Source organism: Anaerobacillus sp. ABR4_321 (assembly GCF_056158505.1).
On the sequence record NZ_JBSWTK010000001.1, the window covers coordinates 3,719,057 to 3,733,146 of the forward strand.

General features: G+C 43.8%; 17 protein-coding genes. 4 read left to right on the forward strand and 13 right to left on the reverse strand.

Translation table 11 applies throughout. The features are described 5' to 3' along the window. Complete coding sequence (locus ACXADT_RS19530) at positions 1-438, reverse strand: NUDIX domain-containing protein (RefSeq protein ID WP_474832452.1); 438 nt, start codon at positions 436-438, stop codon at positions 1-3. 442 nt (positions 439-880) lie between these two features. Between ACXADT_RS19530 and ACXADT_RS19535 the strand changes: the two genes are divergently transcribed. Further along, complete coding sequence (locus ACXADT_RS19535; RefSeq protein WP_474832453.1) at positions 881-1,840, forward strand: sodium:calcium antiporter; 960 nt, start codon at positions 881-883, stop codon at positions 1,838-1,840. 35 nt (positions 1,841-1,875) lie between these two features. Here the strand turns inward: ACXADT_RS19535 and ACXADT_RS19540 are convergent, their stop codons facing one another. From ACXADT_RS19540 to ACXADT_RS19550, 3 genes are all read right to left on the reverse strand, one after another. Then, a complete protein-coding gene (locus tag ACXADT_RS19540) occupies positions 1,876-2,232 on the reverse strand; it encodes a hypothetical protein (protein WP_474832454.1) in 357 nt (118 codons plus the stop codon). A 65-nt stretch (positions 2,233-2,297) separates the two neighbouring features. After that, positions 2,298-2,879: an ATP-dependent Clp endopeptidase proteolytic subunit ClpP gene (gene clpP / locus ACXADT_RS19545; protein WP_270181014.1), complete on the reverse strand. Its 582-nt coding sequence runs from the start codon at positions 2,877-2,879 to the stop codon at positions 2,298-2,300. 16 nt (positions 2,880-2,895) lie between these two features. After that, on the reverse strand, positions 2,896-3,522 hold the full coding sequence (locus ACXADT_RS19550; protein ID WP_474832455.1) for a sigma factor-like helix-turn-helix DNA-binding protein: 627 nt from the start codon (positions 3,520-3,522) through the stop codon (positions 2,896-2,898). Positions 3,523-3,742: 220 nt separating this feature from the next. Between ACXADT_RS19550 and ACXADT_RS19555 the strand changes: the two genes are divergently transcribed. Then, positions 3,743-5,218 carry a flavin monoamine oxidase family protein gene (locus tag ACXADT_RS19555; RefSeq protein ID WP_474832456.1) on the forward strand — a complete coding sequence of 492 codons (1,476 nt, stop codon included), beginning with the start codon at positions 3,743-3,745 and terminating at the stop codon, positions 5,216-5,218. Between the two features lie 96 nt (positions 5,219-5,314). Here the strand turns inward: ACXADT_RS19555 and ACXADT_RS19560 are convergent, their stop codons facing one another. The 9 genes from ACXADT_RS19560 to ACXADT_RS19600 all read right to left on the reverse strand — a co-directional run bounded on the left by ACXADT_RS19560 (position 5,315) and on the right by ACXADT_RS19600 (position 13,138). Further along, positions 5,315-6,460, reverse strand: a complete 1,146-nt coding sequence (locus ACXADT_RS19560; protein ID WP_474832457.1) for an ABC transporter permease — start codon at positions 6,458-6,460, stop codon at positions 5,315-5,317. After that, positions 6,457-7,155, reverse strand: a complete 699-nt coding sequence (locus tag ACXADT_RS19565) for an ABC transporter ATP-binding protein (RefSeq protein WP_474832458.1) — start codon at positions 7,153-7,155, stop codon at positions 6,457-6,459. The genes ACXADT_RS19560 and ACXADT_RS19565 overlap by 4 nt, the downstream gene beginning before the upstream one ends. Before the next feature lie 147 nt (positions 7,156-7,302). Continuing rightward, positions 7,303-8,724 (reverse strand): alanine/glycine:cation symporter family protein, encoded by a 1,422-nt coding sequence (locus tag ACXADT_RS19570; RefSeq protein ID WP_474832459.1) that lies wholly within the window; start codon positions 8,722-8,724, stop codon positions 7,303-7,305. Positions 8,725-8,868: 144 nt separating this feature from the next. Then, the gene (locus ACXADT_RS19575; protein ID WP_474832460.1) at positions 8,869-9,603 is read right to left on the reverse strand and encodes a MerR family transcriptional regulator; all 735 of its coding nucleotides are present in this window, start codon (positions 9,601-9,603) and stop codon (positions 8,869-8,871) included. A gap of 138 nt (positions 9,604-9,741) precedes the next feature. Next, the gene (locus ACXADT_RS19580) at positions 9,742-9,864 is read right to left on the reverse strand and encodes a hypothetical protein (protein WP_270181008.1); all 123 of its coding nucleotides are present in this window, start codon (positions 9,862-9,864) and stop codon (positions 9,742-9,744) included. A gap of 119 nt (positions 9,865-9,983) precedes the next feature. Next, on the reverse strand, positions 9,984-10,547 hold the full coding sequence (locus ACXADT_RS19585; RefSeq protein ID WP_474832461.1) for a GNAT family N-acetyltransferase: 564 nt from the start codon (positions 10,545-10,547) through the stop codon (positions 9,984-9,986). Between the two features lie 15 nt (positions 10,548-10,562). Then, positions 10,563-11,183 (reverse strand): NUDIX hydrolase, encoded by a 621-nt coding sequence (locus ACXADT_RS19590; RefSeq protein ID WP_474832462.1) that lies wholly within the window; start codon positions 11,181-11,183, stop codon positions 10,563-10,565. A gap of 72 nt (positions 11,184-11,255) precedes the next feature. After that, complete coding sequence (locus tag ACXADT_RS19595; protein ID WP_474835858.1) at positions 11,256-12,284, reverse strand: peptide ABC transporter permease; 1,029 nt, start codon at positions 12,282-12,284, stop codon at positions 11,256-11,258. Further along, positions 12,281-13,138, reverse strand: coding sequence for an ABC transporter permease subunit (locus ACXADT_RS19600; RefSeq protein ID WP_474832464.1), 858 nt, complete (start codon positions 13,136-13,138; stop codon positions 12,281-12,283). The genes ACXADT_RS19595 and ACXADT_RS19600 overlap by 4 nt, the downstream gene beginning before the upstream one ends. A gap of 219 nt (positions 13,139-13,357) precedes the next feature. Between ACXADT_RS19600 and ACXADT_RS19605 the strand changes: the two genes are divergently transcribed. Next, complete coding sequence (locus ACXADT_RS19605; RefSeq protein ID WP_474813379.1) at positions 13,358-13,540, forward strand: hypothetical protein; 183 nt, start codon at positions 13,358-13,360, stop codon at positions 13,538-13,540. A gap of 17 nt (positions 13,541-13,557) precedes the next feature. Next, entirely contained in the window at positions 13,558-14,007 is a 450-nt protein-coding gene (locus ACXADT_RS19610) for a hypothetical protein (protein ID WP_474832465.1), read from the forward strand. Positions 14,008-14,090 lie beyond the last annotated feature (83 nt).

Here is a 14,090-nt window from a genome sequence, read left to right on the forward strand (position 1 = left end):
TTACCGGATAAAAGCTTCCTCTCTTTGTTCGAGTGCATCTTCTAACCATTTCGGATGCATCGTTAATAAGTTTTCCGGAAGCTTAGATGCCTGAAAGAACTTCACGTCAAGTGATTCGTCTGAATTGCATCTGAGATCTCCACCTATCATTTCAGCGAGAAAGCACGTTGTAATAAAATGAACGACTTTTCCACCTGGGTAATGAAATACTTGTGAGGACGGCTCCGAATAAACGCCGATCAGCTTTTTAACCGCAACATCTAAATTCGTTTCTTCTTTCACTTCTCTTACCGCTGCCTCAGCGACTGTTTCTCCAATCTCGACATGCCCGGAAGGAATACCCCAAAGTCCTACATCCTTCCTTTTTTGAAGCAGCACGTCATTGTTCTCATTCAGAATAATCACCGCTACACCTGCTTTTAACGCATCGATCTTCATCTCAATAACCTCCTTAAAAATAAAAAGAGGCCCGAAGAGAAAGTTTTCAGCGCATGCGAAATACGCTGAACCTTTCCCCTCGGACCTTTTATGTCAATAGGTGCCTTTTACTTTCGTAAAAGATGCAGCCCTCGGTCACAGTCCTATCGAATAGCGGAACCCTAGCTGCAGTTTTCCAGTTCACTACTAGTCTACTACGGATGGAGAGGTGATGAAAGTGTTTTGCGGAAGGGCGGACGTGTATTTTGTCCCTTATAAATTGACTTAGAAATCAGTTCGAGCTATAGTTAAAGTAACAAGGGGAGTAGCGGCCGATACGGTTGGTGGATCACCATTACGGTATTTCGATACCTGGTCCATCACGCTAAACTTTTAGTACGCAAGACCTTGGTACAAAACGTGCCAGGGTCTTTTTGTATGCACTGGCAGAGAGGAGTTCACCATGCTAATCCTATCCTTTATACTCGCAGCAGCAGTTGTTGTCATTGCCGCTATTTACCTGAACCAGTTCGGTGACGTCATCAGTAAGAAATCGTCATTGAGCGGTGCAGTCGTCGGTACGTTCTTGATCGCAGGAGCAACGTCACTTCCAGAGTTAACAACGAGCTTAACCGCAGTGTACATCGATAATCCGGATATCGCGGTCGGAAACATGCTAGGAAGTAACGGTTTTAACCTACTAATTCTCGCTGTTGTCGACTTGATCTATCGAAGAAGAAGATTGTTTCAACAAATCGATACGAAGGCGAATGTCCCATCCGCGCTCATCGGTTTACTCTTTTTTGTGATCATTATCGCATCGTTCCTAATTCCCGGTTCCATTTCAATCTTTGGAGTTGGAATCGAAATGATCATCGTCGTTCTCGCTTACGTCCTTTGTATGAAATTCATTTCAAGTGATGATGAGAAGCAAGAAGAGATTCCTGCAAAGGATGTCTCCCTTCGAACAGCGGTGATCGGCTTCATCATCGCAGCGGTTGTTGTTTTTGCTTCTGGTAGTCTTCTATCGATTACAGGTGACCGTCTTGCGCAAGCAACCGGCATGAACGCGAGCTTCGTCGGAAGCTTTCTCATCGCTGCTTCTACATCATTACCAGAGCTCGTGACAGTACTCGCTGCTTTTAAACTAGCAAACTACAACATGGCGATCGGTTCGATTCTAGGAAGCAACCTTTTCAACATCCAACTTCTTGCATTAACGGACATCCTTTACCGAAAAGGACCGATCCTCGCAGCGGTCGATGCGTCGAACATGTTCATCGCAGGGCTCGGTCTCGTCATGACGCTCGTGATCATCTACCTACTCGTGCGTCCAGCTCGTACCCTAAGTCAGTGGCGATATGCCGCCCCGTCACTCGTGATGGCTCTGATGTATGTCGTTATTTCATATGTATTGTTCTAATAAAATGCGTGCTGTCCATGTGGGCAGCACGCTTTTTACCGCTCATCCCTTCCTACTTCAACGACTTCCTCCTGCATTGACTCGTGTACGTAACCTTGTTCTTCATAGATTCGGTCTTCCTCTGGGTGGTTCTCATAAAAATCAAACTCATCCTCATATTCAACGTTCGATACTTTTCGGATGGGTGAAGTGACCTGTTCACTCGGCATGCCTGATGCTACACGAACCCGACGTGGTAGATGCCGAATCGCAAAGAAAGCTCCGATCATAAAAGTGAGCGCAAACTCGATCCGGGTAAAAAACAACAGCATCAAAAAAACGATGACGTATAAGACCCAATAAATCGTACTCAACCCCTTTAACTTATTGGATGATGTACCTATCTTATTCATCGATCAGGAGAATCATGTCATTTTTATAACAATGAAAAAGACAACAGCGCGCTGTTGTCTTCCTGTTACTTCCTTTTCAAAATGTCATCGACGATACCATACTCTTTCGCTTCTTGTGCACTCATGAAATAATCACGATCCGTGTCTTCTGAAACCTTTTTAATCGGCTGACCTGTTCGATCGGCGATGATTTCGTTGATGTGCTTACGAAGCTTGATGATTCGTTTTGCTGAAATCTCAAGGTCCGTCGCTTGCCCCCTCGCGCCTCCAAGCGGCTGATGGATCATGACTTCACTATTCGGAAGAGCGAACCGCTTCCCTTTTGTTCCAGACAGGAGCAGCATCGCTCCGAATGAAGCTGCCAAACCCGTACAGATCGTTTGAACGTCTGGTTTGATGTATTGCATCGTATCTAAGATCGAGAAGCCCGCTGATGTCGAGCCGCCTGGACTGTTGATGTAGAGCGAGATGTCTTTATCAGGATCTTCTGCAGCTAAAAATAAGAGTTGAGCTACAATGCTGTTCGCCATATGATCGTTGATTTCTTCACTCACCATGATGATGCGGTCTTTTAACAAACGTGAGTAAATGTCGTACGACCGCTCACCTCGATTCGTCTGTTCCACTACGTAAGGTATCGCATTCACGTTATTGCCTCCTTCGCTATGCTGCTAATGAGAGGATCATGGAAGGTGACGACAGGCGTGACGCCCTTGGAATGAGGGTTGGGATCAGCTTGATGAATGTGGCAGGGTCTTGAATCGCGATCGCTTTCACTAATGACCGGTACAGCACCTCGTCATAAGCGTTTTGTTCATCAGCGTCCGCTACCTTTTGAACCCTCGATCGGGCTCGGTTCAACAATGCCTTCACACCTGTTTCTGACATCTCTAACAGCTCCGCGATTTCAGAAATTTTATACTGAAACGCTTCTTTTAAAACGAACGTCACGAGCTGTTTTGCGGTTAACGTTAACAGTTTCTCAAGTATTTCAGGATCAACATCGCTTTTTTCAGTTGCCTGCCCCTCAAACCCTTCGTCTGAAACAAGGGTTTCCTTTTCTGCCTTTCTCATGTGATCGATCCACCCATGGTAGGCAATTTTCTTCAAAAGGGCTGGTGTAATCTCGCCTCCATACGTCTTAAAAGCCTTCACTACTGCATCGTGAGCGAGGTCCTCTCCAAGCCATTTGTCTTTTGTGAGAAAGGTGCAGTACGCATACAGCTTCGGCAGCAGGGTCTCTAGCTGCTTTTCCTTACCGTTCTTCATTGAAGGGAATGTCTTTTCCACCATCATCACTCCTTTATCCTCTCACTTCTATAACGGATGAACCTTACTAAAAGATATGGGTGGGAAGAAAACTTTTTTCTACCTTATTTTGGAATGCATACTCGAACCAACCTCTCCTCATCGTACCCTATAGCCCTATGCCAACCAACTTATATGGTTCTTACAAAGCCAATATCTCATAACCGTCTTACTTTATTCATATGTATAGGTGGGAAGGTAGGTGGGTGTGGTGACAGAATCGTTTTCTTCATTAAAGTACCCTGATGATTTACTATCCATTATTCGAAACGGTTTGCCGAATTCCTGTCCTCCTCGACACATCATCATTATCGGGGCGGGTTTGTCAGGATTAGTCTCGGCTTCATTATTAAAAAGGGCTGGTCATCGCGTCACGATTCTTGAAGCAAACAACAGAATCGGTGGAAGAGTGTACACGATTCGAGAGCCTTTTTCAGAGAACAAATACATGGATGCTGGGGCGATGAGAATCCCTGATAATCATGCCCTCGTGTTTGAATACATCAAGCGGTTCAAACTACCTGTTAATCCGTTTAAAAACGCTTCTCTAAATGATTTGATCTATGTGAACAATGTCCTCACGACACGAAAAGAATACGAGGAAAACCCAGATATATTAAGGTTCCCAGTGGATGAAGATGAAAAAGGAAAAACGGCAACAGAGCTTTTTCTAGAGGCCACACAGCCTTTTATCGACCTTTATCAAAACAGCTCAGACGAAGAAAAGGAGAACTTGATCAAGGAGTATGGGTCCTACTCAATGGGAAGGTTTTTACGGAGCAACCCCTTCGGACGCCCTCTTTCTCTCAATGCGATAAGAAGTATTGCCGTAATGCTCGGCATCGAAGGATTCCCTAACTTTGCTTTTACTGACATTTTAACTGACATCATCTATCCGATCTTCAGTAATGACATAAAGTTTTATGAGATAAAAGGCGGGAATGATCGTTTGCCGTATGCCTTCTTCAATGAACTGCGGTCAGATATTTACTTCAATCGTAAAGTTGAGAAGATTGTCCAGAACGATAAGGGGGTACGCGTTCAAGCGGAGAACCCACTAACTGGGCAACGGTTCAGCTATATTGGTGATGCGGCCATCATTACGTTACCGTTCCCTCTAATTCAATTTATCGATGTATATCCATACGATTCGATTTCGTTCAAAAAATGGCAGGCAATCCGAGAACTGGTCAACGTACCAGCTGTAAAGATCGGAATCGAATTCGGGAGAAGGTTCTGGGAGGATGACGGAGTCGGAAATGCGCTCAGTGATTTGCCAACCCGTTTCACCTATGTCCCAAGCCATGCCATCGGTTCGCCTGGTTCTGGTGTGTTGTTAGCGAGCTATAGCTGGGGAAATGACGCTGTCCTTTGGGGCAGTTTAACCGAGGAAGAACGCATTCAGATGGTACTAAAAGACTTAGCGAAGATTTACGGAAGCAAAGTCTACACAGAATATAAGAATTCGGTTACGTTCAATTGGAGCGAGAACCCATACTCCGCCGGTTGCTTTACACTCTTTGTCCCAGGACAGGAAGCAAATTTAGGGCAAATCATCAGACAGCCAGAAGGAAAGCTTCACTTTGCCGGCGAGCACACCTCCTCTTTCCACGGCTGGATGGAGGGCGCCATCCAATCCGGGGTAAGAGCAGCGTATGAAGTGAATAACAGCTGTTGAATACGGTGCCAGTACGGTGCCTGGTACCACCCGGTTTCTGTCGAAACAAGGGTTCCGAGTCAGCGCTGACTCGGAACCCTTTGCTTACTTCCTTACTCACATGACCTGCATCCATACCACACCAACCGTTACGATACAGAGTAAGAAGAAGGCTGGCATACTGATGAGCTTCACTACTTTCCCCTCCGCATCCCTTCGAACATTTTCATCCCATCGAAACAATTTTCCGTATTGATGATCACTAAACTCTTTCCAATCTGAACGAGATAAACTCGTAAGCGCGTACAGAGCAAAACCAAGTACAATGAATTTGACCACGAGTGGCAACAGATAGATTGCTACGTTGCTCCACCCTACAACCTGCAGGTAGAACTGAAGTTTATCAAACGATCGAACTAGCCACTTCAAGTAGAGATCGAGAATACGTGAGACCGGATCATCTTTTTTAATCCATTTCCCCTTAACAAGTAACGGTCTTCGTCTCTCGATAAGCGGCTTAGAAACACTTCCGCTCGGTCCTAGGAATAGCTTTGTGAAGTGCTGTTTATAGCCTCTCTCAAGAATGACATCTTGAAAAAACGTTCCCTTCAATGTAAGGCGCATTCGAATGAGGAGAGAGAGGATAACGGCGAGAACAGCACATACGAAAACTAGAATACCTTCACGATCGATTACGGTATGTAAGACGAGAACCGTTCCCACGCCAAGGGTGGTTAGTAACCCAATCATCACCCACTTAATCCAAACGATTGAGATGGTGACTTGAAGAAGATGCTTTCCTAACGTCACGATGACACTCATCAAAAGAATATAGGAAGCAAGACTCGCAACCTCAGAAACTGACCATCCCCATCCTACGATGAGTAATGGGAGGAGAACTCCTAACCCAATGATTCCCCATCCGACAGTCCTTACTAGTGAAAACAGCGTATACCACTTTTGGTAAGTGACCATCAGCTCAGTATTGCCCATAATGAACACTTGATCTGCCTCTTCTACATATGTTCTGAAGGAAAGTGTCGTTGCAAAGAAAAATAACCCGATCAAAGCGACTTCCTCTGGCACACTCGCTGTCCACTCGGGTGCTTCAATCCACCATGATCGATACATCGCGATGAAGATCACGGTTGCTGGGATAAGGATATACAGAAGGACCGTCCAATCGATCGCTGTACGAAGATCTCGATATTTATAGTCAAAATCGCTTTTGATTCGTTTCCTTAACAGCGGAAGAGCTTTCATCGCTCTTGCTCCAGCAAGGTATCTACGCAGTCAAGCAACGAGCCAGTTTTTTCTCCGGACTTTAACTGAAAATCATGCAGCGATCCTTGCGCCAACAGCGTTCCATCGTTCAAAAGGATGAACCGATCGCAGATTCGCTCAGCCGTATCCAAGACGTGGGTACACATTAAAATACCTGCGCCCCTCTCTCTTTCCATCTCGATAAGCGTTAGAAAATCTTTCGTCGCACGAGGATCAAGTCCAAGAAAAGGCTCATCGATAATATAGAGATCTGCCTTTAACATAAACGCTGTAATCAACATGACTTTTTGCTTCATCCCTTTTGAAAAACTCGACGGATAGTCATCCACCACCTTCTCCATACGGAAATACGCGATCAGCTCTTTCGCCCTTCTTTCCCACTCTTCCCCTCCTAGCGAGGAAGCAGCGGCAAGTTCAAGATGCTCATAAAATGTTAAGTAATCATATAGAACGGGTTGTTCTGGTATGTATGCATAGCGAGCGCCGTCTTTTATCTCAACATTACCTTTCCACCCTTTCAATAGACCAAGTAATGCCTTTATCGTTGTACTTTTCCCTGCTCCGTTACCACCAAGAAGACCGACGAGCTCTCCTGCACCTACGTCAAATGCAATGTTTCGAACCGCCTTCCGATTATCCTGATATCCTGCACTCTCAATCGCTACGTTCAGCATGGTATCACCTCACTTACTAGTACGACTGTGACAGCTGAAGGTTTCGCGTTTCTGGTTCCGTTTCTATTCTGGTGCCTGGTACCACCCGGTTTCTGTCGAAACAAAAAAAGAGCCTGATACAACAGGCTCTTTCGCTAAACTATCGAATTAACCAACCTTCTTTTCTTCCTGCTTCGTCTCCCATGCTTCAGTATCTTTAATACCGAGCGCTGTAGGGTTAAATACTGGATTCTTTCCTGCTTTACGCTGTACCTCGTAATCTTTCAGAACCTTCATCGCTACTTTTGCCAGCATGCCGATCGCGATCAGGTTGATGATCGTCATCAGTGCCATGAACAAGTCTGCCATCTTCCATACAAGAGATAGACTTGAAATCGATCCGATCATCACGAATGCCATCGTAAGGATACGGTAGCCAAGAATCGCAGACTTACTTTCTTTAATAAACTCGATGTTCGTTTCGCCGTAGTAGTAAGAACCGATGATCGAGCTGAATGCAAAAAGGAAGATTGCGACTGAGATGAAGATTGCTGCCCATCCACCGATATGAGAGCTTAGTGAGTTTTGCAGCAACTCGATTCCAGATACTTCTCCTGTACGGAACTGAGGAGCAAGTAAGATGATGAAAGCTGTTGCGGAACACACAAGAATCGTATCGACGAATACACCTAGAGACTGGATAAGTCCTTGCTTCGCCGGGTGTGACGTTGTTGCAGTAGCTGCAGCGTTTGGCGCACTACCCATACCAGCTTCGTTCGAGAACAAACCACGTTTTACACCGTTCATGATCGCTGCACCGATCGCACCACCGACAGCTTGCTCAAATCCAAATGCACTTTGTACGATTAATCCGATGACGGCAGGAAGTTCAGTAATGTTGATCAACATCACAATGATCGCAATCGTAAGATAAAGCACTGCCATTACTGGAACGATGATACTCGATAAGTTCGCGATACGGTGTACCCCACCGAAAATAACGAGACCTGTCACAACCGTAATCACTACCCCAACCATAATACGGTTCATGCCGAACGCATTCTCAAACGCTAATGCGATCGTATTACTTTGAACGGAGTTAAAAATGAGTCCGAACGTAATCGCGATTAAGACTGCGAATATGATTCCTAACCATCTTTTCTTTAACCCTTTTTCTATGTAATACGCTGGTCCTCCTCGGAACGCTTTTGTATCTTTGATCTTATAAACCTGAGCTAATGTACTTTCAATAAACGCTGTTGCTCCTCCCAGTAAAGCGACGATCCACATCCAAAAGATTGCACCTGGTCCACCAAGCGTGATTGCTACTGCTACCCCCGCTAAGTTACCAGTACCGATACGAGTCGCTGCTCCAACACAGAAAGATTTAAATGGTGAGATATTTTTCGATCCATCTTTGTATTCCGGTTTCTCAGACATCACCCGGATCATTTCTCCGAAGAAACGAAATTGCACAAAACGAGAAGCCACTGTAAAGTAAATGCCTATACCGAGTAATCCTGCAATGAGTACGTAACCCCAAAGAATGCCATTTGATGCATCGATAATCCCATTCAAAAACCCTTCCATTTACACATTCGCCCCTTTTTGTTAATTCTTTTTAAATTTTCAGAAATTTGTATATTTTTATTATACAAGTAATTCCGGGGAATGCAATACATTTTTCGACGAATTGTGAGGGGTGCCTGTCACTACGACAAGCACCCCTCTCATTCAGGCTTTTCGATCCGCATAAACGGCCATCGCATCGCACATAAACACCGCTAATCCTTCACCGTATTTATCGATATTCTTCGTGAATCGCTCATCATCCACGTACATCTGCCCTAGCCCGCGGAACGCTTCATAAGAATAATCTCCAAAATTCTTCAAGAACTCATACCATTCATGAATCGCTTCCTGCGCCTCAGCCGAATCAGGTGCACCGTGACGCAGCTTCGCAAGTCTCGTATAAATCCGATCCCAGCCCTCCGATAGATTCTGCTGCTCTTCCTTAGACATTCCTCGCACCTTCTTATTCGATTCATCGACCTTTTTATCACCCCAGCGCATACGCGCCTCCTCTTCATACGGGTTATGATCAAAGTTCATCCCCTCAAACTTTTCCTCATTTGTCATTTCGACCTCTCCCATCATTTGTTTTATCGTTTTATCGATTGTCGTAATCATCCGATCCACATGACTGCGCTTTTCAACAAGCATCCTCCGCTGTAACTCCAGCGCCTCCTTTCGATCAAAAGCCGGGTCTTCAAGAATTCGCTGAACTTCCTTCAGAGAAAACCCAAGTTCTTTAAAAAATAAAATCTGCTGCAGCGTCTCTAAATCATTTTCAGAATAAATCCGGTAGCCTGCTTCAGTCGTCTCTGGCGTTAACAATCCTATTTCATCATAATGATGGAGCGTACGAACACTGATTCCTACAAGATTCGCTACCTCTTTCACTTTCATTTTCGGCCAGCACCTCCTTACTCTTCACTATAGGGTATAACGTAACGTGAGGGTCAATGGGTTTTATCACTATATTCTCCTATTAGTAAAAAACATAAAAGAAAGCCGTATTCGACTCCCGAATACGGCTTCACCAGTTCATTTAAAAAGGAACTGAACAAACGCTACGATCAAAGCAACTAGAAAAAAACAGACGATACCTGCCATGATAACAGATCGAAAAAACTTTTTTCCTTCCGCGAACGCTTTTATTATTTTCACGTGCACCCTCCTATAAATGAGTTCTTACTGTCTAATTCCCAATTATTTCAAAACGAAACAGTAAAAATTGCTCATTACGAGAGTCGCATACTTAATTGAAACGTCCTGGCCATCGGCCGCTAAACATCATCTTCGCCATTCTCATACTCCCCACGCAGCATTGAATACATATAGAGATCATCAAATTTTCCACACGTATATTCATAGTGTCTCAATAACCCTTCTCTCATAAAGCCTTGCTTCTCAACTAACTTTTGAGATGAACGATTCTCAAGCTCGATCAACGCTTCGACCCGTTCCAATTCGAGCTCTCGAAAGCCGAACGCAATAACGGCATGAAGCGCTTCACTTGCTAACCCTTTTCCCCAGTAACTCTTATTTAGCTCAAAACCTATCTCCCCCCGCCTGTGTCTCGGTCTACGATTTAAAAAACCACAGCTGCCAATCATTTCATCCGATTCCTTCAGTATCAGTCCCCACCGCATTCCGGAACCTTCTTTATGTATGGATTTGTACCAGTTAATCTCATCTAACGCATCGTCGATCGACCGAAACGGCTCTAGCCCCATGTGCTTCACCACATCTGAGTCAGACAAATAGCCCAACATCGCTTCAGCATCCTCCGTTCTCACTTCTCTCAGCAACAACCGTTTCGTTTCGAGTGTTGGTAACTCGTTGTTCATCACTTCACCTCCGCTCTACCATTCATTCTTTATCCGCTCGATCACCGCTTGATAAAAAGAAACCTCGTGTGGCACGCACTTTTCTTTTCCAACTCTTTCATTGATCAACCGTTTACGTCCCTCTTGATCGATTTCAAATCCTTCCACCTGAATTGTCTCAGCAGTGTCATCCCAAAGCGCCTCAAACTCATCGAGTTCTACTTTCACCATTCCGGCCACTTCTTCCTTTTGAAGCGTAAAGTCTTCGAACCTAAGCGATGCAAGGTGGAGAAACACGTGCGCGATCTCTTTATCTATGAAATCGCCCTGATGAACGGAATAATTCAGGACACCAAGCGGTAACAGTGACTGAAACGCCAAATCGATCCCGATCTCTTCCTTCACCTCTCTCACGCCATCTTTCACCGTTTCATTCGATAAAAGGTGACCCGCAGCCGTAATATCTAGCAAATAAGGGTAGTCCTTCTTCTCTCGACTACGAAGCTGTAAATAAACGAACGGACACCCATCTTCCATACTCACAATCCAGCAATGAAACGCCTCATGCCAATAGCCTTTTTCATGTACTTCTTTTCGTGATGCCACACCGATATGGTTATGTTTTTCGTCGAAAATGTTCAGTTGTTCTTGTTCCATATGTAAACTCCTTTTACTTCATCTACGTCTTCCATTTTAAATTCTCGTAACAACAAAAAATCTCCCTTCTTTCTAGCCGCTCAGCGACTTGAACGAACGATTATCAATTTTTTTCTGATCATACTCCTCTAGACTCTTTTTCTCTTTCCGAACAACCATACCCTTTTTCGAAGCATGTGCTGATTCTTGAAAACCTTGTACCATCATTTTTAAAGCGAGAATCGTTACCGTAAAACAAATGATCGGAACGAGTGGAATCCAATAATAGGTTGTGAACAAGAACTTAAGGCTATTTCCGATCAAACCGGACCATTCGTTGGAAAGCGAAACAAACACACTGTTCCCAAACATATCTTCTTCGATTGCAACTCCTCCGAACAAAACGTTTAAAATCCCAAGGTGTGCTAACAACAACAGGACGAGAATGATTTCTCTAATAAAAATGATGAAAAGCTGTGGTTTTAAGTATGGCATGAGATGCTTCATCAACATATGGAAGCGACTTCCACCTAAAACCTTTGCACTCGTAATAAACTCCTTTTCTTGTAAAAGCTCTACTTCTCTCGCAATCGTGGTCATCGTAATCGGCACGCCGATCATGATCAAGACAATGACTTCGAACACCATTCGCTCTGTAAATGTCGTCGAAAACTCACCATCCATAAACAAATCTCTCATTAGAACATAACTTAAAATCAAATAAGCAAGAAGCGGTGCAGGAAAATAAAAGAACCCTTCTAGTAACGGTTTGAATTTTTTCAAAATCGGCGCAGCATACAGCTGCATCCCAACCCCAAGCAGAAAGGATAGTACAAATCTCGCTAAAGCGATCACTAGAGCAATGCCGAGCGTGTATTTTGCTCCAACGAGCAACAAGAAAAACAAATCTTGAGAAACATTATCTGTTCCAAAAGGAGGGTGCTCAACTGGCGAATAAGGAGGCCTCGCAAGGATATCTCCGTTTTGATCATACGTTAGCTCTGCAACGGGAATATGATCATGAAAGAAAATCGTGTAAAGAAAGCTTGCCGCCAGTACACTGAAAAAGAAAGTCGAGCCGATCATAAATTCCGCGTTTTTTATCAGTGCCTTTCCCATCAATCAGCCAACTCCTTTCCGGTTATACGCTGAATGAAAAATCTCGAGCAAGCTTCAATAAGAAAGAGCGGTACGAATATCATCAGTATGCCGATTATTACGATTTCAACTCTTAAGTTGTTCACCATAAACCACACTAGTCCATATAAATTAAAGAGAATTTCAAGCATCACCAGGTTCGAAAGCATGAGAACAATGATGGTTCGCGAGTGATTTACAACGGTAAAAAGCGCGTTTCGTAACACGTGCTTCCACAAGATTCTACTCTTTGAAAGTCCCTTTCCACTCGCAAGTTCTACGTAAGGCGAAACTAATTCATCCTCGAACGTGAGCAGCATGACTCGGTAAAGAAGAATAGCCGGCAAGACCGCGTACGTAATAAGCGGAAGAACGACTGGACGTTCGAATCCCCCAACGACTTCAAAGATTAATAATCCCGTCTCTTTGTACAATGAAACGATCGCAATCTGAAACATTACGATGATAAAAAGATCAGGTATGGCCTCAAGGATGCCCGTTACTCTAATAAACATCTTCCTCAATCGATATGGAAGAAAAAACGTGATATAGGTTAACCCTAAGCTTCCGATCAACGCTATACAAAATCCTGCAACCAAGATAAAAAGGGAATAGCCATAGTATTCAAATATCCCTGGGAAAACTGGATATACCGTCGTGCTTCCGAACAATGGTTCATAAGTTAGTTCCCCTGGATTAAGAATTGCTCTTATTAATTGGACGAACTGATTCCAAAATTCCTTGAGACTCATCTCAATTCCATTTTGGAACATGCCAGCAAAGCTTCCGATCAGTAATATACTCACTATAATCGAGACAAACTTCATTCCCGTTCTCATATAATCTCCTCCAAACATTCTCCACAAAAGGAAAGACGAATGAAACGAGAAAAAGTTCCCATATTATGTTATTTCAATAAAAACACTTACATTTTTTGGTTTATATTTCATAAATAAAAGGTAAGAAGATAGTAACAAGATAGAGAACCTTTTGTTCTTTTTGGTGACCAGTTTCTCGGCTGTTTTTATCACTTTAGAGGGTAGAGAGGAGTTACGATCATGAAAGAAATTGTGCTGAACCTTGTTTTATTTCTCTTCTTATTTCCTGCAGCCATCATCGTTTACGTGGATTCCCTTCAACATGGGAACGTAGCGATGTCACCATTCGTTTCGATTTCAATCGCCATCGCAGTTGGATACATGCTGCTAAATATGAACAGACGTACACCTAAAAAACGATGAAATCTGGAGGCTAGTAGATGTCGAAAAAAAGCGGCTTATCGTTTGGGCAACAGCTACTTCTATTAATCGGGCTTGTTTTATTATTAATAGGCAGCGTTACGACTGCCTTTTATTTTTTTGGACTTTCCGTTGGCTTTCCCACGTTCCTCATCATGATCGTCATCATCGGTTTGATCGGCAGACGATACTTTGACGTCACGAATGAACATTACCTTGCACCTCTAGACCGGAAGTTGAACATAACAATCCTTTTTTGGTTTTTCGTTATCCCTCTTTTTATCTTTATCGTACTATGGGATACATTCACGATCGGATCGAGTGTCATACTTGGCGCCATTTTAGGGTTGATTCGCGCCACCATATTGCTCGGGATACCAACAGTGCTTCACTTCCGCAAAATGAAGAAACTCGGCTATCACCTGAATAACGGAAAATGGGACAAAGAAGGAGTAGAAACGGATGCATAAGGCTCAAATTAGAGCCTTCGTTTTTTTGTGATTCTATTTACATAATTTAGTGCTTTCTTTACGCTTGTAAAAGAAGAAACTTC